This window comes from Niveispirillum sp. SYP-B3756 (assembly GCF_009495745.1).
GTDB lineage: Bacteria > Pseudomonadota > Alphaproteobacteria > Azospirillales > Azospirillaceae > Niveispirillum.
The window spans coordinates 1-23,125 of record NZ_WIDQ01000024.1 but is presented as its reverse complement, the minus strand read 5'-3'; the positions used below and the strand labels follow the sequence as shown (position 1 = coordinate 23,125).

Annotated in this window: 19 protein-coding genes and 1 pseudogene; 6 read left to right on the top strand and 14 right to left on the bottom strand. The window is 62.7% G+C overall.

Translation table 11 applies throughout. The annotated features are described in order from the left end of the window. Positions 1–70: 70 nt before the first annotated feature. The 3 genes from GE253_RS24230 to GE253_RS24220 all read left to right on the top strand — a co-directional run bounded on the left by GE253_RS24230 (position 71) and on the right by GE253_RS24220 (position 2,535). Complete coding sequence (locus tag GE253_RS24230; protein WP_153206734.1) at positions 71–1,339, top strand: hypothetical protein; 1,269 nt, start codon at positions 71–73, stop codon at positions 1,337–1,339. Between the two features lie 295 nt (positions 1,340–1,634). Beyond that, a complete protein-coding gene (locus GE253_RS24225; protein ID WP_153206733.1) occupies positions 1,635–2,117 on the top strand; it encodes a MarR family transcriptional regulator in 483 nt (160 codons plus the stop codon). A gap of 1 nt (position 2,118) precedes the next feature. Further along, positions 2,119–2,535: a thioesterase family protein gene (locus GE253_RS24220; protein ID WP_153206732.1), complete on the top strand. Its 417-nt coding sequence runs from the start codon at positions 2,119–2,121 to the stop codon at positions 2,533–2,535. Between the two features lie 76 nt (positions 2,536–2,611). On the opposite strand, the gene GE253_RS24215 is transcribed toward GE253_RS24220, so the two are convergent. Next, entirely contained in the window at positions 2,612–4,684 is a 2,073-nt protein-coding gene (locus tag GE253_RS24215) for an FAD-dependent oxidoreductase (RefSeq protein ID WP_153206731.1), read from the bottom strand. A 162-nt stretch (positions 4,685–4,846) separates the two neighbouring features. On the opposite strand from GE253_RS24215, the gene GE253_RS24210 reads away from it, so the two are divergent. Further along, positions 4,847–5,242: a RidA family protein gene (locus tag GE253_RS24210; protein WP_173012811.1), complete on the top strand. Its 396-nt coding sequence runs from the start codon at positions 4,847–4,849 to the stop codon at positions 5,240–5,242. A gap of 78 nt (positions 5,243–5,320) precedes the next feature. On the opposite strand, the gene GE253_RS24205 is transcribed toward GE253_RS24210, so the two are convergent. The 12 genes from GE253_RS24205 to GE253_RS24150 form a co-directional block, all read right to left on the bottom strand. Then, positions 5,321–5,824 carry a DUF6644 family protein gene (locus GE253_RS24205; RefSeq protein WP_153206729.1) on the bottom strand — a complete coding sequence of 168 codons (504 nt, stop codon included), beginning with the start codon at positions 5,822–5,824 and terminating at the stop codon, positions 5,321–5,323. 54 nt (positions 5,825–5,878) lie between these two features. Then, the gene (locus tag GE253_RS24200) at positions 5,879–6,358 is read right to left on the bottom strand and encodes a DUF6644 family protein (protein WP_153206728.1); all 480 of its coding nucleotides are present in this window, start codon (positions 6,356–6,358) and stop codon (positions 5,879–5,881) included. Positions 6,359–6,601: 243 nt separating this feature from the next. Then, complete coding sequence (locus tag GE253_RS24195) at positions 6,602–7,393, bottom strand: cyclase family protein (protein ID WP_348770945.1); 792 nt, start codon at positions 7,391–7,393, stop codon at positions 6,602–6,604. Continuing rightward, on the bottom strand, positions 7,390–8,589 hold the full coding sequence (locus tag GE253_RS24190) for an SDR family NAD(P)-dependent oxidoreductase (protein WP_153206727.1): 1,200 nt from the start codon (positions 8,587–8,589) through the stop codon (positions 7,390–7,392). Before GE253_RS24190 ends, GE253_RS24195 begins: the two co-directional genes overlap by 4 nt. Beyond that, positions 8,586–9,758 carry a thiolase family protein gene (locus GE253_RS24185; protein ID WP_153206726.1) on the bottom strand — a complete coding sequence of 391 codons (1,173 nt, stop codon included), beginning with the start codon at positions 9,756–9,758 and terminating at the stop codon, positions 8,586–8,588. Before GE253_RS24185 ends, GE253_RS24190 begins: the two co-directional genes overlap by 4 nt. Then, positions 9,755–11,371 carry an AMP-binding protein gene (locus GE253_RS24180; RefSeq protein WP_348770944.1) on the bottom strand — a complete coding sequence of 539 codons (1,617 nt, stop codon included), beginning with the start codon at positions 11,369–11,371 and terminating at the stop codon, positions 9,755–9,757. Before GE253_RS24180 ends, GE253_RS24185 begins: the two co-directional genes overlap by 4 nt. Positions 11,372–11,489: 118 nt before the next feature. Then, positions 11,490–13,010: an alpha/beta hydrolase domain-containing protein gene (locus tag GE253_RS24175; protein ID WP_211101575.1), complete on the bottom strand. Its 1,521-nt coding sequence runs from the start codon at positions 13,008–13,010 to the stop codon at positions 11,490–11,492. A gap of 54 nt (positions 13,011–13,064) precedes the next feature. Next, positions 13,065–14,621: an indolepyruvate oxidoreductase subunit beta family protein gene (locus GE253_RS24170; RefSeq protein ID WP_153206724.1), complete on the bottom strand. Its 1,557-nt coding sequence runs from the start codon at positions 14,619–14,621 to the stop codon at positions 13,065–13,067. Next, positions 14,621–16,777 carry an indolepyruvate ferredoxin oxidoreductase subunit alpha gene (locus GE253_RS24165; protein WP_153206723.1) on the bottom strand — a complete coding sequence of 719 codons (2,157 nt, stop codon included), beginning with the start codon at positions 16,775–16,777 and terminating at the stop codon, positions 14,621–14,623. The genes GE253_RS24170 and GE253_RS24165 overlap by 1 nt, the downstream gene beginning before the upstream one ends. Before the next feature lie 88 nt (positions 16,778–16,865). Continuing rightward, complete coding sequence (locus GE253_RS24160) at positions 16,866–18,179, bottom strand: DUF4185 domain-containing protein (protein ID WP_247878848.1); 1,314 nt, start codon at positions 18,177–18,179, stop codon at positions 16,866–16,868. A gap of 57 nt (positions 18,180–18,236) precedes the next feature. Continuing rightward, on the bottom strand, positions 18,237–19,007 hold the full coding sequence (locus GE253_RS24155) for a hypothetical protein (protein ID WP_153206722.1): 771 nt from the start codon (positions 19,005–19,007) through the stop codon (positions 18,237–18,239). Positions 19,008–19,061: 54 nt separating this feature from the next. Next, positions 19,062–19,448 carry a DUF6152 family protein gene (locus GE253_RS24150; RefSeq protein WP_153206721.1) on the bottom strand — a complete coding sequence of 129 codons (387 nt, stop codon included), beginning with the start codon at positions 19,446–19,448 and terminating at the stop codon, positions 19,062–19,064. A 416-nt stretch (positions 19,449–19,864) separates the two neighbouring features. Between GE253_RS24150 and GE253_RS24145 the strand changes: the two genes are divergently transcribed. Further along, the gene (locus GE253_RS24145) at positions 19,865–21,289 is read left to right on the top strand and encodes a hypothetical protein (protein WP_153206720.1); all 1,425 of its coding nucleotides are present in this window, start codon (positions 19,865–19,867) and stop codon (positions 21,287–21,289) included. Between the two features lie 50 nt (positions 21,290–21,339). Next, complete coding sequence (locus tag GE253_RS24140; RefSeq protein ID WP_153206719.1) at positions 21,340–22,740, top strand: serine hydrolase domain-containing protein; 1,401 nt, start codon at positions 21,340–21,342, stop codon at positions 22,738–22,740. A 57-nt stretch (positions 22,741–22,797) separates the two neighbouring features. Here GE253_RS24140 and GE253_RS24135 read toward each other — a convergent pair. Beyond that, positions 22,798–22,929: pseudogene (locus GE253_RS24135) on the bottom strand (IS630 family transposase); the annotation flags it as partial. Positions 22,930–23,125: the final 196 nt, after the last annotated feature.

The window sequence follows — 23,125 nt, the reverse complement described above, 5'->3', positions numbered from 1 at the left end:
CAGCATCAAGCGCGGTTTTCAGGCGGCTGGACAAAAAAAGCCGAATGAAGAATAGACGGAGCAGGAAGGCATGAAACCCCCGCAGTCAGACGAGGTGTCCGCGTCGGCGGACAGCTTCGCGGAAGAGGTGATCAAGGTCCGGGCCGAGCTGACAAATGCACGCTCGGCCACCTTGTTGCAGCTTTTCAACTTCCTGGTGGAGCGATCCCAGGATGAACGGGCCCCGAAGGAGATTGAGATTGCGCTGGCCGTGTTCGGCCGCGACGGCGCAAGCGATACAGCCACGTCGCTGGATTCCGGCGTGCGCGTCTATGTGCATCGGCTCCGCAAGCGCCTCGGCGATTTTTATGCCGGCAAGACCGGCCCGAAACTGGAAATCCCCAAGGGCGAGTACCGGATCATCCTGATCACCCCGGCCGAGGAAGCGCCGGAGGAAGAGAAACCGGCGGAAGCGTCAGCAGCACCGCCCCCCGCCGCTCCAACAGCCGCCGGACCATCACTGGCCAGCCTGTTCGCCATCCTGCTGGTGCTGATCTCCGGCGGGTTCGGGCTCTGGCTGCTCTGGTCCAGTGTGCGGGTGGAACCGCTGGGGCATAAATTACGTGCCACCGCCTTCTGGCAGCCGCTGGGCACCGGGCCGGCTCAACTGGTGGTCGGGGATACGTTCCTGATCGCCGAAACGGAGGACCAGCGGGAGATTCAGCGCATGGCGCTGGAACCCGGCATCCGGTCGCGGGAAAATCTGGGCAGCTACCTGCAAACCCATCCGGAAGCCTTTTACCGACTCTATGATCTGGACCTGAATTTCGCCCCTGTCGGCACCACGGTGGCCGCTTGGGAGGTACAGAACGCCATCAGCCGTTTCCGGGCCAACAGCAGCGGCCATGTGCCGCTGATCCCCGCCTCCAGGCTGACAGCGGGGATGCTGGATGACACCGACATCATCTATGTCGGGCGTTTTGCCAATCTGGGCCAGGTTGCCCCGTTGCTGGCGCAGATATCAGGCGTCCAGGCGGGAGAGGCCTATAATGTGCTGACAGACCGCAGTTCGGGCAAGCGGTTCGTCGCCACAATTGATCCCGGCCAGCCGGGCGCACAGGTGGATTATGGTTATATTGCCAGCCTCTCCGCCCCGCTGGGTCAGCGCATCTTCATCATCGCCGGTATTGGCGATACGGCGGTGCGCAACATGGCAGCCCTGGTCGGCAATCCCGAACAGCTGCGCAGCCTGGAGGCCGAGGCCGGCATCCATGGCAATTATGAAGCCTTGTTTGAAATCAAAGCCAATGGCGATCTGGCGTTAAGCCGAAACAGCCTGTTGACCCGGTCGATCCGCTAGCGCTGTTTTCGGTTGACCGGAAACAGCGCCGGCGCTTGAGGCCGGTGATCGGTTCCGATCGCCGGGACAGGGAATAACGGGAGAAAATGCCCCCATGGGGGCATTTTTTGGGGCTGTTGCCGGGTTTGCCGGCAGCAAGCCGCTTGGCTATCTTTCCGATTTGCTTTAAACATAAACTATCGACCGGGGAGAGGCCGGACGGATCAACCTGTCTGGTTCCTGGCGCTTCGGCTGGCACCGGATGCGGACCCATGCCGAACTTTCCCCACGCCACCAGTCACCAACAAGAATACGAATGACAGCCGAAACCGAGATTTTTAACGAGCGTACCCCGGTAGGTGCCGGGTCTATGGAACTGCGAACCTGGATCCGCCTGCTCTCCTGCGCCAAAGTGGGGGAAAAACGGCTGCGTCGCATTTTTGAGGAGCAGTTTGACACCACCCTGCCCCGCTTCGATGTGATGGCGGCACTTTACCGCGCACCGGAGGGACTGAGCATGAGCGCGCTGTCGCGCGCGCTGCTGGTCTCCAACGGCAACGTCACCTCCATCGTGCGGCAGCTTCAGGCCCAGGGCCTGCTGCAATCGGTGACCGACCCGCGGGATGCCCGGTCGGCCATCGTCTCCCTGACCAAGGCCGGCCGGGCCCAGTTTGTGACCTTGGCCGAAGCCCACCATCAATGGATCGCGGAGACATTCCGCGACTTTCCCCTTGAGCGGATGGAAGTCCTGCTGGAGCTTCTGACGGAGCTTCGGGCACTGCTGTCCAGAGGAACATGACATGCCCTTTGAAACCACCACCCAGGTCCGCTTCTCCCAGGTGGACCCGGCCGGGATCGTTTTCTACCCGCGTTATTTTGAAATGCTGAATGCCGCCGTGGAGGATTGGTGCGCCCAGGCGTTGGGCCATGATTTCAAAAGCCTGCATATTGACCGCCATATCGGCGTGCCCACCGTCAAGCTGGAAACGGAATTCCTCTCCCCCAGCGAGTTGGGCGATCTGCTGACCATTGCCATTTTCACGCGTGATATCGGCCGCACCAGTTGTCATCTGCATATTGTGTTCTCCGGCGATGACAGGGTGAGATTGCGGGCTAATGTCGTGCTGGTCTGCATGGATCTGCTGACCCGCCGCCCCATCCCCTGGCCAGCGGAAATGCGCGCCCGTATGAATGCCGGGCTGTTGCCGGCAGCCTAGAGCAGTTGCCAGCTGACCGGAAACTGCTCCGGCGACGATTGCCGCCTTCCTGGCACAGCTTGCCCTGGCCTGTCGACTAGCTGGGCCAGGAACCTAAGGCCGGAATCTCTCGCAGGAAAGGCACCCCCTCTTGACCGGTTGTCCGCTCACATTCGCGCGCATGGCGATGCCCGCTGAATATCGCTGCTGCGATGGTGCCAGGTGCTTCGGCATCACCGATCCGCGTAACGGCCTTAAGCCCGACTGCCTCCCATTCGTCGGAACGGGCCATCAAATCATCGTAAAGGGTGTCGTTCTGCAGCCGGGCAGTGACCATGATGACTGCTTTTGCCGGTTGGGGCTGCACGGTACCAGTGAAGGTACAGGCCAAACGCGCTTCCCCGTCCTGGAACGCAACAAGCGCCTCGTTCGCACGAATACGCACACCGATCTGCAGCAGACGCCGCTGGATACGCGTCTGCTCCAGCGTATTGACCGTCCAAGCGGATACCAGCGGCGCTGGCGTGACCAGGGTAACCTCAAGCCCCTGAAGGCGCAGCTTTTCCGCAATGACACCGCCCATGTAATAATGGTCGTCATCATAAACGATCACCGGCCCGGAAACGGCCGTACCGTCCATGATATCGTCAGGCGTAAACACCGAACGGTCATCAAGCACCGTCATGGGAGAGCGATGGTAACGGGCAACGCCATCCCGACGCCACCGCGATCCGGTTGCCACAACCACACGGTTCGCCCCCGTATCAAGCACATCCTGCGCCGTCATGGGGCTGGCGAGAAAAACCTCGACATTGGCAAGGCGGTGGAGCTGCTCGACACGATATTCACGCACGCGTCCCCAGACGGCCAGCCCCGGTAAACGTGGTTCGCGCACGGCACGCCCACCCAGTTCCTCCGTGGCTTCGGCGAGCATGACCTGATAACCACGTTTGCCCAGGGTAACAGCACATTCCAGCCCCGCCGGGCCAGCCCCCACCACCAGAATGCTGTCTTCGCTTTCTTGCGGCGGAACCTTTTCGGGATGCCAGCCGCGACGCCATTCTTCACCCATCGTCGGATTCTGGGTACAGCGGATCGGCGTATAGGTGTTATCGGCCGCCGCGCAGATATTGCATCCAATACATTCGCGGATATCCTCCATCTGCCCCAATTCCACCTTGCGCGGCAGGAACGGGTCGGCGATGGAGGGACGGGCAGCCCCAATGAAATCCAGCACGCCGCGCCGGATCTGTGACACCATCGTGTCCGGTGAGGTGAAACGCCCGTTACCGACGACGGGCTTACCCGTTACCTGTTTGACGAAACGTACATATTCCTCATGTACGCCCTCATCCCCAAACCGCGATGGCCGGCTGTCGTTGGACCAGTCACCGACGGTAACGTCCCACAGATCAGGCAGGTCAGCCAGCATTTCGATGACGTCGCGGCCTTCGCCATCGGCGCACAGGCCAGATGGGCCGATCAGTTCATCAACACAGATACGGACCGGAACGGCGCAGGTATCACCCACTGCATCCTTGGTCTCCTCGATCAACTCACGGAGCAGCCGGACGCGGTTTTCCAGCGAGCCGCCATATTCGTCGGTACGCTGATTGTAACGGCGTGACAGAAACTGCATGGGCGTCACCAGGCCATGCGCGGCATAGACGTAAATCACGTCGAAACCCGCCCGCTTGGCCCGCAAGGCTGCAGCCCGGTGCCAGCGGCGCAGGTCACGAATATCCTGCTTGTCCATCACGCGTGATTGGACCGGATCATAGGACACGACCGTCTGCGACGATGGCCCCATCGGTACTTCGCGGGTGGTCCGGTTCTGAGCACGGAAGCCATGGTGGCCCAACTCGACACCGGCCAAAGCACCATACCGATGAATCGCTTCAGCTGCCCGCGCCAGCGCGGGAATATCGGCATCATCCCACAGTCGCGCGTGCGAATGCGGGGAAACATCGGCCGATGGATGAATTTCGCAAACCTCGGTACAGACAACCGCCCAGCCACCTTCCGCCTTAATGCCGCGCATAGCGGCCATGCCGGAAGGGGCCCGATGCCCCATGCCATTGCAATGGGGAACCTGGAAGAAACGGTTCTTGGCCGTCACCGGGCCGATACGAACGGGTTCGAACAAAATATCGTACTGTGAGCTCCTCATTTTCAGTCCCTCGCCTCACTGATCCTGTTCTTCTGGACAGCCCCCCTTCAAATAGGTTGGGGGCACATCCGATTTTTTGTTTTTATGTACAATGTGACGATATATATCATTTTGTTGCTGTTTATCAACAATCAAATCGCCTTAACACAGGAGCAGGGAACCATGAGCGGATCGATCAAGTTCAGCAGCCCCACGACGGTTCTGCCGCCTTACGGTGCCTATTCGCACGCAGCCGTCGTTTCAGCCGGAAGCCGGCTGCTGTTCACCTCGGGCCAAGTGGGTGAGACACCTGACGCAGTAATTCCAGAGACGGTGGAAGAGCAATACAGGGTGGCCTTGAATAATATTGTCTGCATTCTTGCTGACAATGGAGTTTCACCCAAAAATATCGTTAAAATCACTACCTATCTGGTGTCCCCGATAGCACCAGATAAAATGCGCAAAATTCGTGAAGATGCTTTTGGCGACATTGCACCCGCTGCGACACTTATATTTGTACCGAAACTTGCCGGGCCAAAATATCTTGTCGAAATCGAAGCAGTCGCCGCGCTCGACTGACACCAAATAATGAAAAGGGCCCGATTGAAATCATTCAATCGGGCCCACTTTTAATAAAAAATATCGAAATACAGCCGCTCAGAAGAATGTATCCAGCGTGAAACCGATCCAGCGGCCGAGATAGATCACCGTCAGCCACAAGGTAATGGACAGCACGCCGGCGGTGCGGGCGGCATTGGGGGGGGGGATCATCACATCCCAATCGGCGATACGGCGATAAATGGTGGCATGGAAGATCATCATATTGATGCCTGCCGCCGCGATCACCACCATCTTCCACAGGAACTGGGCATTGTTCATATAGGCCGGGGCATTGGCCACGAACATCAGCAGCCCGGTGACCACGGCCAGCGCAAAGGCGCCCCAGGTAACGGGCAGCAATTCGGTAATCAGCTTGTCGATGCTGCGCCGATGCGCCGCAAAGCCGATGAGGCGCAGATCGACGATCAGGATGGTGCCGAACACCAGCGCGATGGCAATCACATGGAAGGATTCAATGGTTGGGAAAACCGGCGGATTCTGGCGAATCCACAGGGAAAGATCAGATTCATAAAGTGCCAGCAGCATGTTCTGCAAGGACATGTCAGCCCCCCGCTCTTTCTGGATTATGTTGAAAATTCCGGGTGCGGTGGATCGTCAGGTATAGGCGATGAAGCGACCGCAGAAGATCACCGCCGCCCAGACAGCCAGGGACAGCCAGGCCGCCGGCTTCGCCAGGGCCACAGGAGCCGCCCCCACCGGCTGGAGCGCCAGGGCGGGTTTCTGAAAGCCCCGCGTCAGGGCAAAGCCGGACAGGACCAGCACCATCTTGACCCAGAACACCGTGTTACCCAGCGTGCGGCCCGGCTCGGCGATGACCAGCAGAAGACCGGTCGATAACAGCACGATCAGGGCCGGCCCCATCCAGGGCAGATAACGGCGTACCACCGCCGCCGGAGCCTCGTCAGTGGCGATGATCCCGGCCAATCGCAGGTTGGAAACCAGGGCTGCGCCGACAAGAATAGCGATGGCCAGGATATGGATGGTCTGCACCGTCGGGATGAACCAGACCATCTCCCGGAACGCCACGGCAAGTGGCGTGGCATAGAGCCATTGACTGAATGTTTGAATGGACATACGTGAAACTCTCCCCTTATGGGTCGTCGGCCAGCAGCGCCGGATCGTGCGGGCTGGCAGCTGCCCCTCAACTGGCGCACACTGCCCGACGACATTTTATGGATACCGGACGTCTGACCCCGCCCGACAGGTTGAAACGGTTTGCTACGGGGTACAGCGGGCGGCTTCCAAGGGGCCTATCGGGGGAGAAAGAACCGCACAACGACGCCGTAACGGTACTGTAACCCCCCTCCTGCGCGCATTTCAGTGGCCGGACACCAACGCCATCACCCGCAGCGGGCTGCCCGAACCGCCTTTGATTTTCAACGGCATGGCCACAATCACCGCGCCGAAGGTCGGCAATTGGTCCAGGTTGGTCAGGCATTGCAGGCCGAACCGGCCATGCCCATGCAGGATGGAATGGGCCGGCAGCGGTTCGGCGAAATGGGAGGCCTGTCCGGCATCGGTGCCCACCGTTTCCACCCCCAGCCCAACACAGTCCCGCTCCTGCACCAGAAAGCGCATGGCGCCGGCATCCGGCCCCGGTGAATGGGCGCCATCATCCTTGAGGTTCAGGTAAGCCAGCGTACCCACCCGCTTGGACCAGTCGCTGCGCAGCAAGATCCAGTGGCGCGGCGGGATGGTTCCATGGGCTGCCTCCCACGCCTCCAGAAAGGCGCGGGTGACGATGAAATCCTCATCCGCTGCGGCCTCATTGCTGATATCGATGACGACGGCGGGATGGATGAAATCATCCGGGCTGATGGCATCCACGGTGCCATTGGGCACGTCGCGGCCGGTGATCCAATGGGCCGGCGCGTCGAAATGCGTGCCGGTATGTTCATTCATCGAGATATTGTTCCAGTACCAGGCCGGGCCGTTGCCGTCATAGCGGGACACGGTCTCCATCCGGAACGGCTCGCACTGGCCGAATTCCGCCGGCAGCACGATAACCGGGAAGTCCGGCGACAGGATATTGGTCAGGTCCACGGTGCGGATGCGCTGCGTGGCGATGCCGGCGATCAGGCCGGACAGGGTGGGGTCCAGGGCGGTCACAGGTTCTTCTCCCTTACAAAAAGGGCCGGATCGGCCAGCCAGCGTTCCATCGCGTCACTGGCGACCTCGCCGACGCAGCTTATTTCCCGTCCCATCCGCAGCGCTTCGACAACCTCACGCGCCAGCCGGGCAGGCGCCACCTTGGGCGGTGGCACCGACTGGTAATCCTCGTCATCGCTGGGACCACTGAAGATGGACAGCACGCGCACCCCCTGGGCCCGCATGTCATGCCGGAAGCTCTGCAGCAGCGACAGGTGTGCGGCTTCAGCGGCGGCATAGCCGGCAAAACCAACCTCCCCCGCCAGGGCCTGGATGGAGACAAGATCGACAAAGGCTCCGGCGGGCCGTCCGGCCAGCATGGGCGCACAGGCCCCCGACAGGCGCATGAAGCCCAGAACGGCGATATCCATCATCCGCTTCTGGTCCACCAGATTGCGGCCGCCACGAACAAAACGCGCGGTGTTGATGACGATATCCAGTGGCCCGGCAATTTTGCTGATGCCCTCGGCCACCAGCGAACTGTCGGTGATGTCGAATGGCAGGGTCTGCACCCGGTCCAGCCCCGCCCATTCATCCGTCAGGTCGGCCGCGCGGGCCGGCGGGGCCATGCCGGCAAAGATCAGCCCGGCACCCGCCGAATGCAGCGCCTTCACCACGGCCCGGCCAACAGCGCTGCGGGCGTCGCTGACCAGAACGATACGGTCCTTCACCGGCACCGTGAATTCACGCCATTGACGGTCATCCATATCGGGCCTCCCTCCGGCTGGCAGGGCGAACAGGGCCGCGTTGCCGCCCTTGTCCAGCATCAGATGCATCTCGGCCCGGTCACCCGGCTTCAGGTCGGCGTGCAGATGGGCCAGCGCCGTGGGGCCGGCATCCAGCGCCAGCTTGCCCATGCGCCAAGGCAGATGATCGCGGAAATAAAGGTCGGTGGTGGCGCGGATCGTGGTCTCACACAGCACCAGGGCACCGCGCGCCTGATCCTGCCAGACCAGTTCGCCCCAGCATTGGGGGCAGGCATCGCGCGGCGGGTAGGTCATGGCACCACAATCCTGGCAGGATTGAAGCACAAAGCGCCCGGCCGCCGCGCGGGCGGACAGGGCGTGCAGCGCCGAACTGCGCAGCCCCGGCGGCGTATGGCGCTCCTTGCGCCGGGCCAGGGGATCACGCTTGTCGCGGGGGGGATGCTGGCTCATCGGCAGGCCTCGATCACGGCGGCGGCAGTGCAGACGCCACGGTCATAATTCACCAGCCCGAAACCGGACAGCGCAGCGGTTCTGGCATTCGGCACCTGGGCGCCCAAAGGTTGGTGCAGCACCTGCCGCAACCCCTCGGTGACATTCTGGAAGCCACCGGCGGCCCCGGCCTGCCCGGCCGACAATTGGCCGCCATTGGTGTTCAGCGGCAGGTCGCCATGGATTTCAAACCCGGTACGGGCGATAAAATCAGCCGCCTGTCCCTTGGGGCAGAAGCCCAGATCCTCCAGCTGCATGGCGACAATCACCGGATAATCATCATAGGCTTGCAGCATATCCACCTGTTCCGGGCCGATGCCGGCCATGGACCAGAGATCATCCACATCCATCGCCCAGCCGCTGCGCAACTGCACCGGATCGTCGGGGAAGGCATTATGCCGCTCAATCGTCGCCAGGATGCGCGCGACCTTCAGCCCGCGCGCCGCTGCGATTTCCGGCGTCGTCACGATGAAAGCCTCCGCCCCGGCGCAGGGCATCACGCAGTCGAACAGATGCACCGGGTCGGAAATCGGCCGCGCCCGCAGATAGTCCTCCAGCGTCAGTTCTGTGCGCATCAGAGCCAACGGATTGGAAAGGGCGTTGCGCCGCTGGGCGACACACAGCTTGCCGAAATGCTCCCGACCGATGCCATAGGTGCGCATATAGGCATCGGTGATCAGGGCGAAGGTGGCATTCGGCCCGCCAAAACCATAGGGATAGACGGCATCCTGCGAAAAGCGGGAAAAGCCGGCCAGGGTCTGGCGGAAACTGTCCAGATGGTTGGTATCGGCGGCAACGCAGGCGACAATATCGGCGTCGCCACATTGCACCGCCCGCGCCGCCCGCCGCAGGGCCATGATGCCGCTGGCCCCTCCGGTGGGCAGATGATCCAGCCAGCGCGGCGACAGGCCCAGATGCTGAACCATGCCGACGGCCGTGTCGGGCGCGGCGGAAAAGCTGGCAAAGCAGAAACCGTCAATGTCGCCGGGGCCGAACCCCGTCGCCCGGGCCAGCGCCCGCAACGCCCGGCCCGCCCACCAATGGGCCGTCTGGCTGGAATAGCGTTCATAGGGCACAGTCACCGGTGCGCAGAGAACCACCCCGTCGTAGGAAGTGCGGGTGCGTGTCATGCCTGTCGCTTCTTCAAGGCGCGGGTATCCAGGAACTGCCCCGCCGCCATTTTCTCGGCGACCAGGGTTTTCAGGGCGGCGCGCAGGATTTTTTCCGTCGGCGTCTTGGGCAGGTCGCGGACAAAGGCAATCCAGCCCGGCACCTTGTAATAGGCCATCTGCCCCAGACCCCAGCGGGCGATTTCCTCTGCCACAGTCTGGTCACCCTTCCCCGAGCCCTGGAGCACGATCAGCGCCGCCACCTCATCCCCGCGCAGGACGTCGGGTGTGGCGGCGACGGCGGCCTGCTTGATCAGCGGATGGCGGGCCAGGATGGATTCCACCTCCACCGCCGCGATATTCTCGCCCGAGCGGCGGATGACGTTCTTCTTGCGGTCAACGAAATGCAGGTCGCCATCCGCATCGCGCGACACGATGTCCCCGGTATGGAACCAACCGCCCGCCCAGGCCTCTGCCGTGGCTTCCGGGTTCTTCAGATATTCCTTGAAGAACCCGTAACGCGGATTGTCCCCGGCGCGGCGCACCAGCATTTCGCCCGGCACATCCGTGCCAACGTCAACATCCTGGTCATCGACAAGTCGGATTTCCACTGCGCCGCTGGGCCGGCCAAAACAATGGCTGCCGATCTTGCGCGGCTCCTGGCTGGCGCAGATGACGCCGCCGCTCCCCGTCTCCGTCATCGCCCAGGCTTCGATCAGCGGGAAGCCGAACCGTTCCTCGAACGGGCCATGCAGTTCACGCGGCACCCCGGCGCCAAAGCCGAAACGCACGGTGTGGGCGCGGTCATTGTCTGCCGGCGGGGCCTTCATCAGGATGGAGGGCATGACCCCCAGATAATGCAGGCAGGTGGCCTGGCTCTGCCGCACCGCATCCCACCATGTGCCGGGGTGGAAGCGATCCAGAACGGTCAGACAGCCGCCCAGGGTGACCATGGCCAGCACCGACACCGCCATGGCGTTCATATGGAAGACCGGCAACGGCGTCAGCATCCGTTCCTGCCCCGGCTGCAAGGAAATCAGCCCGCCGACATCGCGGTACCAATCGCCAGAATGCAGGAAATATTCGTTGGTCAGCACACAGCCCTTAGGCGCGCCCGTGGTGCCGGAAGTGTAGAGCAAGGCCGCTTCCGTATCGCGGTCGGGCGGAGTTGCTTCTCCCGTCCCCCCGGTTCGTGCCGGCAGCGCATCCTGGGGCGTCACCGGTACCAGGGCGCTGCCGGCACTGCGCGCGGCAGCCGCCACCTCTTCCAGCCGGTGGGGCAGGACAAAGGCGGCCGCCATTTCCGAATGGCCGATCAGATATTCCAGCTCGCTGCGGCGCAGATCGGGATTGATCGGCACGACAGAGGCACCCAGCCCGTTGGCGGCAAACCAGATTTCAATGAAATCAGGCCGGTTTTCCAGCAGCAGGCCGATACGGCTGCCCTTGCCGATACCGGCGGCGCGCAAGCCCGCTTGCCGCGCCTGCACCCGGCCCAGCATCTGGGCATAGGTGATTTCCCCCGCCGCAATGCCATACAGCACTGCCGTTTCGGGCAGAACATTCAGGAACGGGTGTCCTGGATAGACACCGGCCGTTGAGACGAACCGGGAAAAGACTGTTTCGCTGCTCACCACATCCTCGCACATATCGTCGCGGCGGCCGGCATTGCGGCCACCGATGCAGAACCGGGGGCATTCATTCCTGAGACAGGATATTTTATGCCTAAAGCAAATCCCAGGTCAATTGCGCTCACTTTCGCGCTCCACCTTGGAAATTCTCGGGGACGGCCACTGGCCGCAGCCGTGCCGCATCCTCGGGCAGCAGAAAGCCCTGGCGGGCGGCGGCCTGTGTCGCGGCCTGAAAACGACGTTCGTAGCTGGGGAAGTCGCCATAGAGCGCCTTCAGCTTGTCGCGCGCATAGGGGCGCTTTGTGTCGAACACCATGCCGCAGCCGGTTTCCTGATCGGTCAGATAGGTGGCGGCCGGCACGGTGACCCAGGGCGGCCGCACGCCGCCGATCATGTTCCCCGTGCGCGCATCGCGGGCGATGCCAGCCCCGGCCCGAGTCAGGCGCTCAACCTTCGGCATAGGCTGCCCGCTGCGCACCCAGCGGTCCATGGCGTCGAACAGGGCAGAGACCACCATCTCCGCCGGTTCATCATAGAAATGCTGGCAGTTCGGATCATTCTCCTTGCCGACATCCGCCGGCATATCCTCCACCTCCTGCGTGCCCAGATCGGCCAGACGCAGGTGGGACATGCCCGTCACCTCGTAATAGCGCAACCGGGGCGTATCGCTGTCGGGAGGCAGGGCGATGCCTTCCATCGCGTCATGCATCGCCTCCGACTGGCTGTAGATGGTGACAAACGGGGCCGTGTCTGGCATCTGCCGGGGAACGCGGATGGCATCGCCCCCCACCTCCCCAAAGGACATGCGGCCGGTCATATAGGCATCGATCAAGGGGCCGCCATCGGGCAGCCGCCATTGCTGGTGCCGGCCCTGGTCCAGATAATCCATCCAGACCTGCGCTGTGACGGCCCAACTGTTCACATAGACACGCTGCACCCGCAATCCAGCCAGGGGGCCGTCGGTCAGGTTGGATTTCAGCGCCAGGGCCAGTTGCGCCCCGATCCCCTGCGATTGCGGCACAAACGGGTCGGCATGGTCGCCCCGCCGGAACCGCACCGGGTCGTAATAGCTGCCCAGCGGGGCATAGCGCGCATAATCGAACCGGCGCATGAAATCGAAATTCAGGTTCTGCGGCTCCGGATCGGGCGTCCAGGCAGGGTCGGTGGTTGTCTTGGGATCGGCGGCCGGCTTGTTGATGTTCAGCGTATAGCCAACCCAGGCATAACCCCGCCGCACCAGATAATCCCGTGTCAAGATCCAGCCGGCCCCCCGTTCCCCGATCCAGGTAAAGGGCTCGATAACAACGGTGCCGTTGAACTTTGCCGGGTCGGTGGGCCGGCGCACCAGGATGCGGGTGATATAGGGGGCCTGGAACAGCACCGCCCCCTGTGCCGTGATGGCCGGGGCGGTACCTGAGAGATAATATTCCGCCTCCGTATAGCCAGCACTTGCAAGGTCCAGATATTCCGTCCCCGGATCGGTCGCCCGCAACGCCGATGATAAAGGCGGCTGGTCACTGGGTGGGATCGGCAGGATCGTCGGCAGGGGCGGCACCTCAGCAAGTGCGGCACCGGTCCCGCCGACCAGCAAAAACAGGATGGCCAGCCCCGCCCGACGCCAGTTTTGTGTGACCGCGCCCATCTTCACCAGCCTGTTCAAGGGGTTTGCCTTGTGGCGAGAGCAGCGCATGGCGGCTCAATCCAGCGTGTGCAAGGTGCGGATCAGGCCGTCCAGATCGCCGCCCTCCCCATCCTTGATCGCGGTTTCCCGCAGACGCCGTGCCCAGACCGCCGCATCAAAGCGCGGCGCGATGCGGCGGATTTCGGCCATTACCTTGTCGAATTTCGACAGGCCACGCGCATGGGTATCGGAATAGCCCTTGATCAGCCGGTGGCATTTCAGCACCTCCACCCCCAGATCATAGTTGCTGCCGACCAGATCATAGGCACAGCGCAGCCATTCCTCCCGGTGGGCCACTTCCTCCGCATGGCGCAGCGATCCCCGCCGCAGCCATTGCATCCCGCCCAGCACATAGAGAACCAGGAACCAACCGGGCGAATAGGTGCGTACCCGCCGTCCCTTATTGACCTTGCGGTCCAACCAGCCATAGAGCCCTTGCCGGCTTTTCAGCCAGCGGGCGAAGCCGGCCGGCAACATACCGGCAATCTCCTCCATCCGAGGATGCATGAATTCGGTGGTGCCCAGGATATGCTGCGGCCCGGCACCAACCTCCCGCGCGATGCGGGCCCGCCGGGCGGCCCGCGTCTTCAGGTCGGCCACGCGGATCACGTCATCATAGGTCATGGCATTGGCCAGATATTTGGCGGCATTCTCGGTGAAGGCATAGTGATGCGCCTCCCCGCCGGCCAGCCGGTCAATCGACTGGACATGGCCCAGAATCTCCAGATATTCCCAGCCGTAACGTTCATCCTGGTAATCCACCACCTTGCGCAGGCCCGCCTCTGCCATCGGCCAGGCCGCTTCCGGCAGGCTCTCGCGCAGGCTGGTCAGCAATGCTGCAAAGCGGGGATCGGCGGCAGCCGGGGCCACCTGTTTGGCGGGCACATTCTCCAGCACCACGGGCGGCGGTGGATTGGTCACCCGGTCAAAGGCAGCATCAAAGGTCTTCAGGCTGGCTGCCACGCCCTTGCCATCGCGCTTGATGACGGCGTGATAATCCTCCCGGCTGAAGGGCAAGGCGCCCGATCCGCTCAAGGCACCGAACAGGGCGGACGAAATCACGCTGCCATTGCGGACCGCCAGCTCATCCATATTGAAGATGATCTGTTGGCGGGCCGTTACGCCGATGGCCTCCACCACGGCACCGCTGTCGGCAATGCCTCCGCCCGGCGCGCTTTTCTCCGATATGGCAAGCGACCGATGGTTGGAGGCGATCAGCGTTGTGCGGTCGGGCGTGACGATGCCACGCAGGATCGACCGGCCGGCTTCCATGAATTCCGAGGCCAGAACGATGTCCACATCACCCGGGGTGGGCATCTGGGCCAGGATCGGCCGCTGCCCATTGGCCGGCGGCATCATTTCCACATAATAGATTGTGGCCCCGGTCCGCTGGGCCACGCCGGGAACGGAGGTTGACTGGGCGACCCAGCCGGCATCTTCCGCCAGTTGCACGATCCAGCCGGACAGCACACCGCCGCCCTGCCCGCCCATGGCCACGATAGCGATGGTGATCGGCCGCTCCGTCGCTGCACCCGCAGCGGCAAGGGGCAGCCTGAGTGTCTGGTCGCGCATCAGGCCGCCTCCGCCACAATACGGCGGCGGTCGCGCCGCTGTTGCAGAAAGCCGATCAGCGCCATCGACAGCTTGGCTTTGAACCGGTCCCAGCCGGTCGGGTTATGAACAACCTCAGCCCGGTAGAAGGACGGGCATAGGGCCGCCGCCTCCGACACTTCCCCGCAATTGCCGCAGGCGACACAGGAATTGTCGATGGCGGCCACCGGATCGTCGCGCAGCGGGTCATCCAGCTGCTTCACCGACAAGGACGGGCAGCCGGACAGGCGGATGCAGGCATGGTCGCCGGTGCAGACATCCTCATCCACGCCGAACCGCTCCTTGACCACCCGCTTGCCACCCTTGATCGCCTTGGCGACCAGGGGCTTTTCCCGCCGCTGGCGGTTCAACATGCATTCGGAAGAGGCGATGATGATCTTCGGCCCTTCCTCCTTCGTCGTCAGCGCCTCTTTCAGCACCGCCCGCATCCGGCCCACATCATAGGTCCGGTCCACCTCCCGCACCCAGGTGGCGCCGACGCCGGCCACCGCCTTGGAAATGGGATTGTTGGTCTTGCGATGCTTGTTGAGCGCACGCGATGACAGGATGTCCTGCCCGCCCGTCGCCGAGGAATAGAAATTATCGACAATCAGGAAGACGCCGTCATGCTTGTTGAACACGGCATTGCCGATGCCGCTGGTCAGGCCATTATGCCAGAAGCCACCATCCCCCATCACCGCGATGGAGCGTTTGCCCCCGCTCTGGCTGAAGGCGGCGGAAGAGGCGGCGCCCAGGCCAAAGCCCATGGTGGTGTTGCCTATATTGAAGGGCGGCAGGATGGAGAACAGATGACAGCCAATATCGGCCGACACATGATGGTCACCCAATTCCTGCTGCACCAGCTTCATGGCCGCGAAGATCGGGCGTTCCGGGCAGCCGGTGCACAGGCCTGGCGGCCGGGGCGGCACCACCGATTTCAGATGCACCACCTTGGGGTCGGCAAGAACCGGGGTTGCATCGGGCACAGGCGGCCGGTTGCCCAGCAATTGCGGTGCGCGCTTGTCCAGGAAACCCTGCACCCCTTTCATGATGGCGTGGATCGTGTAATCGCCCGCCATGGGCAGCACGTCCTTGCCATGCAGCGGGGTCTGGATGTCGCGCCGGCGCAGCACCGTATTCAGCGCCTGTTCCAGATAATCGGGCTGGCCTTCCTCCACGATCAGCACAGCATCCTTGCCCTGGGCAAAGTCGGCCACCTCGCTGTCGATCAGCGGATAGGTGACGTTCATCACATAGAGCGGGATCTGCGTATTGCCGTAAGCGTCGGACAGGCCGAGATATTGCAGCGCGCGGATGACATTATTGTACATGCCGCCCTGAAGAATGATACCGACCCGGCCATCCGCCGGCCCGAACCATTCATTCAGCTTGTTGCGGCGGATGAAATCGATGGCGGCCGGCAGGCGGCGGGCGATCTTTTCCTGCTCATGTTCATAGGCGGCGGGCGGCAGCACGATGCGGCCCAGATCGCGTTTGGGCGCGTTCAGCGCATCATCCAGGCCGAAGGCCGGGCGGACATTATCCTTGGCGATGAAATGCCCATGCATGTGGCAGGTGCGCACCCGCACCTCCAGCATCACCGGCGTGTTCGACGCCTCCGACAGCTCAAAGCCCTTGGCGATCAGGTCGACGATACAGGTATGGTCCGGGCGCGGGTCCAGCAACCACATCTGCGACTTCATCGCAAAGGCATGGGTGCGTTCCTGCATGATGGAGGAACCTTCGCCATAATCCTCCCCGATGATCACCAGCGTGCCGCCGGTCACCCCGCCGGAGGCCAGATTGGCCAGCGCGTCAGAGGCGACATTGGTGCCCACCGTGGATTTCCAAGCCACCGCCCCGCGCAAGGGATACATAACGCTCGCCGACAGCATGGCCGCCGCCGTCGCCTCATTGGCGGAGCTTTGAAAATTGACCCCCAACTCACCCAGAATGTCCTTGGCATCGGCCAACACATCCATCAGGTGCGAAATGGGCGAGCCCTGATAGCCGCCCACATAGGAGACACCGGCCTGCAGCAGGCCCTTGGTGATCGCCAGGATCGCCTCGCCCCGAAAGACCTCCCCGTCCCCCAGGCGCAAATGTTCCACTTCCTTGGCAAAGGAACGTTCAGCCATGTCCGCCATCCGTGGATATTGTGTGCAAATAGATATTTTAAGCTTAAAGCAAATAGCAATCCCTGTCACCGGGGCGATGCGAAAAAGATCAGCCTGTGACCAGATCGACGCGCTGGGCGTTGAAGGCAAAGCGCGGCGTGTACCGGCGCAGGAAATCCGCTTCAATCCGGGTGCGTGACAAGGGATCGGTTACTTTCTCCAGCGACGCCGCCAATTGCGCCTGATCGGTGGCAAAGGCGCGGATGCCGTCCAGATCCGACCAGACCAGCCAGAAGGATTTGCCATCCGCCGCCACCCAGCCGGGCGCGATGCGGGGGCCATAGGCGCGGGCCGCCGCATCGCCGCCCGGCTTCCAGGCCGTCTCCTCATGAATCTGGCGCCAAGGGCCCCAGGGCGTGTCCGCCACCCACAGGCCCAGATAGCTGGGCTTGCCGAACTCCGTCCCGTCAGGGGCCACACCGATGCCGGCGGCGGCCATCATGTAAAGGCCCAGCGCCTCATTATAGACAACGCTGGGCAGCCAGGATTCCAGCACCAGATCGCCTGGAAACAGGTTGGTGTGATTGACCCAGCCGCGCGGGAAGACATGCACGGGCACCCGCGCAGCGATGTCCCGCCGCCAGTCGGCCCCCCCATCGGCCCGGTGCCCGGCAAAGAACTCATAGGCATCACGATCCAGCATCCGCGCGATGGGTACGCGGAACATCACCAGTTCGTTCATCGTCCCATCGGTATTACCGTTGGGGCTGTAGACATAGATATAGCCATCGCGGTTGGCAGCATAATCCCGGCCCATCTGCAGGATGGACAGAAGGGAGAAGCAGCCCCCCGGTTCCTGGAAAAAGCTGAAGCGGTCGCGCGTCTGCTCCGCCCAATCCTCCCAGATCACAGGGGTAGAACCGTCGCGGTTGCGCCAGGTCCGGCCACCATCGTCGGAGAAGACCAGCTTCGCCCCCGTCCAGTGACGCGGCCGATCCTCTGCATTATCCAGCGTGCTGATGAACTGGTAGATGCGCCGGCCCACGGCCAACAGGCCGGACCCATAATAGACGGTCGCCCCCTCCGGCCGGGCGGACCGGTTGATGACGGGATAGGTTGCCACCTCCGCGAAGCGCGCATTCTCGGGCGTGCCGCTGATGGTCCACAGGCGCGTATTATAAAAGGCGGTGGGCGGATCGGCCCAGCCTGAACCGTCATTGACGCCCACCACCTGCGTCCCCTGCCCAGTCCAGGACAGGTGATAGCCGTCGCCCAGGCTGGGGGAGCGCAGGATCATCTCCTCCCGTCGCATGGCCGACAGAATGTCAACGCGGCGCGGGGTCGCCAGAACATCGGGGGTGAAAAGCGCCGGCACGACCCCGGCCGCCAGCACCTGTTTCAGGAAAGTGCGTCTGTGCGGCATGATGCCTCTGTTCATCTGGGCGATGGCGGGCCGCCAAGCCGGGCGGCCCGCACCCGTTCACTTGATTTCGTCCAGCGATTTCATCTCCACCTTGCCGTCAGGGGTGACCTTGAACAGCGGATCTTCGCGCTCACAATAATATTCCATGATCCGGTAATTATGATCGCGCTTATAGCCGTAGGTGAAACGGTACGGCTCCTGCAGCATCTTGGGATCTTCGATGGTGATCTGGTTTTCCATCAGGTCCGGCCCGGTCAGGCGGATGCGTTCCGTAATCACCATCTCATTGCTGTGCGGAATTTCGAAGAACTGCACATCTTCCTTCACCCCGCGGGTGGTGATGATCAGCGTGTCCTTTTCCCAATGGCCGACCGAGATGCCATAATAGGAGGGGATCAGCTTGTTCGCCGGCGGCATCGGCTCGTTCAGATAGACGCGCCGCACCTGGGCCAGATATTCGCCCAGCACCGTCAGGCGGCCCTTGGTCTGCAGGAATTCCAGCGGGAAGATCGCACCCATCAGCATGGGCATCCCTTCCGGCATACATAAGGTGCTGGGATCGACCAGTGGGGTGCCCGCCTTCAGCATGGCATCGCGCTTGGCGCGCTGCGCCTTCCACTGGCTGGCATAGGGCTCTTTCAGCTTCGGCCCTTCACCCGGCACCGGCAGTTCCAGGAAGGTGTTTTCCTCCCCCGCAAACGGATCGGGATAGATTTGCCAGACACCGGTAATATCCGGTTCCGCCGCCGGCTTCGCCGCGCGCACGTCTGCACCCACGCCCATCGCCACCAGGGCGACGGCGAGCATCATCGATTTCACTGCCCGCATTACAGGCCTCCCAGCCTTGTGCTTATTATCGGTGCCCCAGTGCGGGGGCGCTCCTCACCAACCACTCAAGGTGCGGCCATCGGGAACGGTGATCGTCTTCAGCATCCCGCCGGGGCGACCATCACGCAGCGGATAGTAATCAACACTCACCTGATCGCCCGCTTTGATGGTCGTTGCCTCCCAACCGCCGGCCACCATCATATTCACGCTGCTGCATTCCAGGGCATATTTGGTCTTGCCCGAGGGGCCATCGACGCTGACCACGACAAAGGAATGCGGGTTGGCGAAGCGGAATTCGCTGACGGTGGCCTTTTGCAGCTGATCCACCTTCGTCTGATCGAACATTGCGAACGAATGGTGAGCCAAGGCCGGCGCCACGACCAAGCCGGCGACAAGGCTCACGCCAACGATCGCCGATACCGATTTCCTGCTCAGTCTCATCAATCAACTCCTTGTTCATGTGGCCCATCCGCCCCCGCATTGCGCGCCGGACATCCGGCTGGATCATCTGTTGCCGGCCCGAATTACCCGTGGGCTGAGCGGTATCGCGTCCCATCAGGGACACCCCACCCCCTGCCGGCCGCCGCCGGTGATCAGGGGCGGCCGGCTTATCGCCAGACACCACCAGAGTATGCAGAATGGTTGACTTAACGTAACATTCGCCCCGTTCCGGGGGAGTTAATTACAGTTCCGAAACCGTTACAGACCCCGTTCACCGGGGCGTTTCGGCAATTGGGGCTGGATTTCCGACGCCGGCGACAGCGACAGTCGGGCGCGCGATGCTTCACAATGGTGTTGTCACCGCATGATCGGCTACAGTCATCCCTATTGGTCGCGCGATGCTGAAGGTTCACCGCATGAAGCCATGGTCCCCCCCCAACACCCCACCGGTCCAAGCGGCCGCCACCAGGGCCGACAGCGGGGGGGGTGAGGATGCTTCACGGGAAGAGCTGTTGCGCCAAGCCGCCCAGACCCTGCGGGAGGAGCTGGGCGGCAAACGGTCGGACAAGCTGCTGCGCCTGTTTGATTTCCTGCTGGAGCGGACGCTTGAATCGCGGCCGCCAACAGAATTGGAAATCGCCAACGCGGTCTTTGCCAGCGGGGAGCCGCTGGACGCGCCCAAGGATTCCACCGTCCGGGTCTATGTCCATCGCCTGCGCAAGATGCTGGAAGAAACCCATCGGGATCAGCCCGGCCCTCGGCTGATGATCCCGGTGGGCGAGTACAGCATCAGCCTGATCGGTGTCGCGGCAGCGGCCCCCGCCCCGGCAGCAATGCCGGAACCGGCAACGGCCGAACCTGCCGCCGTCCCGCCCCGGCACCAGCAGGCCGGTCGGCTGGCGCTGGCCGCCATTGGCCTGCTGGGTCTCTGCGCCCTGCTGTTCTTCGTGCTGACCAGCCGGGGGCCCCTGTCAGCCGGCAGCCCTGCTGCCAGCCTCTGGCAACCGCTGGCCAGCAGCGACCGGCCAATCACCATCGTCATGGGCGATTATTTCCTGTTTGGGCAGAACGGGGCGGAGAAGCCGCCCCCCGGTGCCCCCCCGCGCCTTGTCTGGGAACGATCCGTCCTGGTGCGGGAGGATCTGGACATCTATCTGATGCATAATCCCGCCGCCGGCGAACGCATCACCGGTGCGCGTGAACAATATATCTCCTCCGGCACCCTGCAGGCGCTGGAGAAGATCAACAATACCCTACGCAATCTGGAAGGTGGGCGGGCGCGGCCGATCCGGCTGATCGCTGCATCGCAACTGACCCCCGACATCTTCAAAGCCTCCGACATGGTCTATGTCGGGCTGCTGAGCGGGTTGAATGTTCTGCTGCGTGACCCGCTGTTCCAGGTCTCCGGCTTCGCGCTGGATGAAGGCTTGACCGACCTGATGGATAAGGCCACGGGAACGCATTACCAGTCCGATGGGGTGGTGCTGACGGAAGAACGCATCCCGCGCATGGATTATGGCTATATTGCCAGCCTGCCCGGCCCGGCCGATAACCGCATCATGGTGATTGCCGGCATCCGCGATCCCGGCCTGCTGGAAATGGCGGAACTGGCCAGTGATCCGGCGCGGCTGGCAACGGCCAGCGCATTGCAGGCCGACCAGCCGTCACATGGATTTGAAGCACTCTATAAGGTGCGCACCATGGGAGCGGCCAATCTGGGGGCCACGCTGGTGCTGCGCCGCGACCTGCAAATCCAGGGCATCTGGGACAGGTCGAAGGCGCTGACCGGCCCCGGTGCCGTCCCCGCCCCACCAGAGCGGCCAGTTTCGCCAAAGGATTGACCGGTTCGGCAATTGTGCCGAACCGGTGGAGGCTGCCAGAAATGGCCCTTATGAAACAGCTCAGACATCTCCTGGCCGCCCTCCTGCTGACCGGGCTGGCGGCTTCCATAGCGGCGGCGGAACCGGTGGACGATTATATCGCCGCCACCATGGCCCGCGATGCCATTCCCGGCCTTGGCCTGACCATTGTGCGTGACGGGCAGTTGCTGCGCGCCCAGGGCTATGGGCTGGCCAATCTGGAACATCAGGTGCCGGTGCATCCGGACACGCTGTTCAAAACAGGGGCTGTCGGGATGCAGTTGACGGCGGCGGCCGTCATGCTGCTGGTGGAAGATGGGAAGCTGCGGCTGGATGATTCCATCCGCCTGCATCTGCCAGAGGTGCCCAAAACCTGGCAGCCCATCACCATCCGCCAGTTGCTGAACCATAGTTCCGGCCTGCCGGCCACGCCCAATGGCGATTTCCGCGCCGATTATACAGAAGCGGAATTGCTGGGCATTATTGCCAAGCAGGATTTGAACTTTGCGGCCGGCAGCCGCTGGCGCTTCTCCTACGCCGATTATATCGTGCTGGGCTTCCTGGTGAAGCGGGTCAGCGGACTCTATTACGCGGATTTTCTGCGACAGCGCGTCTTCACCCCGCTGGGGATGCGTACGGCCAGGGCCATCAGCGACCTGGACGTGATCCCCAATCGCGCCGCAGGATATGAGACGCGCGAGGGCCAGTTGCGCAATGCCGAATGGATTTCGGCGACGGCCAATTCGACCGCTGACGGCTCGCTCTATCTCTCCCCGCTGGATTATGCGGCCTGGGCCATGGGCATGGATGGGCGCCGGGTGCTGACGGCGGAATCCTGGGCCCAGATCGCCGCGCCTGCCCGGCTGGCCAATGGCTGTACCTATCCCTACGGTCTCGGTTGGTATCAGCGCGGTGAGGGCCGGGAACAAGCTTGGTGGCATTCCGGCAGTTGGCAGGGGTTTCAGACCCATGTGGTCCGCTATCCGGAACGGAAGCTGACCATCGCCATCTTCGCCAATGGAGAGGGGGCGGATGCTGCCACCCTGGCGCGGCATGTCGCCGGGCTGCTGGAACCGGGCTTGGCCGACAAGCCTGTCACACCGATATCCGACGCCGATCCCAAGGTAACGGCGCGGGCACGGCAATTGCTGGCGGATATGGCCGGCGGCAATGTAGCCTATGCGGCCTTTACCGATTACGCCAAGCTGGACTTCACCGAACTGATGGTGGAATACGGCAAGACGCTTTCCACCCTCGGACCCATGCAGGAACTGGCCCTGTTCAACCGGCAAGATTTGTGCGGTGAGGTGCTCTATCGCTACCGCGCCCGTTATGATGGTGGTGTGGTGGAACTGGCTATGATGCTGACGGCCAACGGCCGCATCAGCAATCTACTGCTGACCCCGCTGCCGGGCTGGGATACCGCAGGTTAAAGCCAAGCCATTGCGCGGACTCATTGAAGGGAACAGGGGCGCGGCACAGTTTTTCGAGAAGGGCTTTGCTGATCCGTTGTGCCCCTTGATGAAGCGCTTGATTTCGTCCTGGAGCTGGAAGACGGAAGCAGGCGTGAAATGGAACACCCGTCTTGGGTGATCGGCCAGCCATTCCAAGACCTTGGGATGCTAGCCCGGATTATGCACCGAGGAGGTGATAGTTCCACCACGTGGTAGTGTTTGTTCTGGGCAGGGTTATGCGGTCACAGCGCCTTGTTCGCGCCGCTTGGCGAGTTTCCGGATGCTGGTTTTGGGGTTGGCGGGACGGGTTTGGGCTGGGCACGCTGCCCTGCGTTTCAGGTGACGAGGCGGGTTGTCCTTGTCA

What these genes read in the sequence shown, in the direction of transcription:
- GE253_RS24150 (WP_153206721.1), bottom strand. Translation starts at nt 19,448, where the DNA reads ATGAGACTGAGCAGGAAATCGGTATCGGCGATCGTTGGCGTGAGCCTT.
- GE253_RS24230 (WP_153206734.1), top strand. Translation starts at nt 71, where the DNA reads ATGAAACCCCCGCAGTCAGACGAGGTGTCCGCGTCGGCGGACAGCTTC.
- GE253_RS24190 (WP_153206727.1), bottom strand. Translation starts at nt 8,589, where the DNA reads ATGAGCCAGCATCCCCCCCGCGACAAGCGTGATCCCCTGGCCCGGCGC.
- GE253_RS24200 (WP_153206728.1), bottom strand. Translation starts at nt 6,358, where the DNA reads ATGTCCATTCAAACATTCAGTCAATGGCTCTATGCCACGCCACTTGCC.
- GE253_RS24185 (WP_153206726.1), bottom strand. Translation starts at nt 9,758, where the DNA reads ATGACACGCACCCGCACTTCCTACGACGGGGTGGTTCTCTGCGCACCG.
- GE253_RS24205 (WP_153206729.1), bottom strand. Translation starts at nt 5,824, where the DNA reads ATGTCCTTGCAGAACATGCTGCTGGCACTTTATGAATCTGATCTTTCC.
- GE253_RS24170 (WP_153206724.1), bottom strand. Translation starts at nt 14,621, where the DNA reads ATGCGCGACCAGACACTCAGGCTGCCCCTTGCCGCTGCGGGTGCAGCG.
- GE253_RS24155 (WP_153206722.1), bottom strand. Translation starts at nt 19,007, where the DNA reads ATGCGGGCAGTGAAATCGATGATGCTCGCCGTCGCCCTGGTGGCGATG.
- GE253_RS24215 (WP_153206731.1), bottom strand. Translation starts at nt 4,684, where the DNA reads ATGAGGAGCTCACAGTACGATATTTTGTTCGAACCCGTTCGTATCGGC.
- GE253_RS24140 (WP_153206719.1), top strand. Translation starts at nt 21,340, where the DNA reads ATGAAACAGCTCAGACATCTCCTGGCCGCCCTCCTGCTGACCGGGCTG.
- GE253_RS24220 (WP_153206732.1), top strand. Translation starts at nt 2,119, where the DNA reads ATGCCCTTTGAAACCACCACCCAGGTCCGCTTCTCCCAGGTGGACCCG.
- GE253_RS24145 (WP_153206720.1), top strand. Translation starts at nt 19,865, where the DNA reads ATGAAGCCATGGTCCCCCCCCAACACCCCACCGGTCCAAGCGGCCGCC.
- GE253_RS24175 (WP_211101575.1), bottom strand. Translation starts at nt 13,010, where the DNA reads ATGGGCGCGGTCACACAAAACTGGCGTCGGGCGGGGCTGGCCATCCTG.
- GE253_RS24225 (WP_153206733.1), top strand. Translation starts at nt 1,635, where the DNA reads ATGACAGCCGAAACCGAGATTTTTAACGAGCGTACCCCGGTAGGTGCC.
- GE253_RS24160 (WP_247878848.1), bottom strand. Translation starts at nt 18,179, where the DNA reads ATGCCGCACAGACGCACTTTCCTGAAACAGGTGCTGGCGGCCGGGGTC.
- GE253_RS24165 (WP_153206723.1), bottom strand. Translation starts at nt 16,777, where the DNA reads ATGGCTGAACGTTCCTTTGCCAAGGAAGTGGAACATTTGCGCCTGGGG.
- GE253_RS24210 (WP_173012811.1), top strand. Translation starts at nt 4,847, where the DNA reads ATGAGCGGATCGATCAAGTTCAGCAGCCCCACGACGGTTCTGCCGCCT.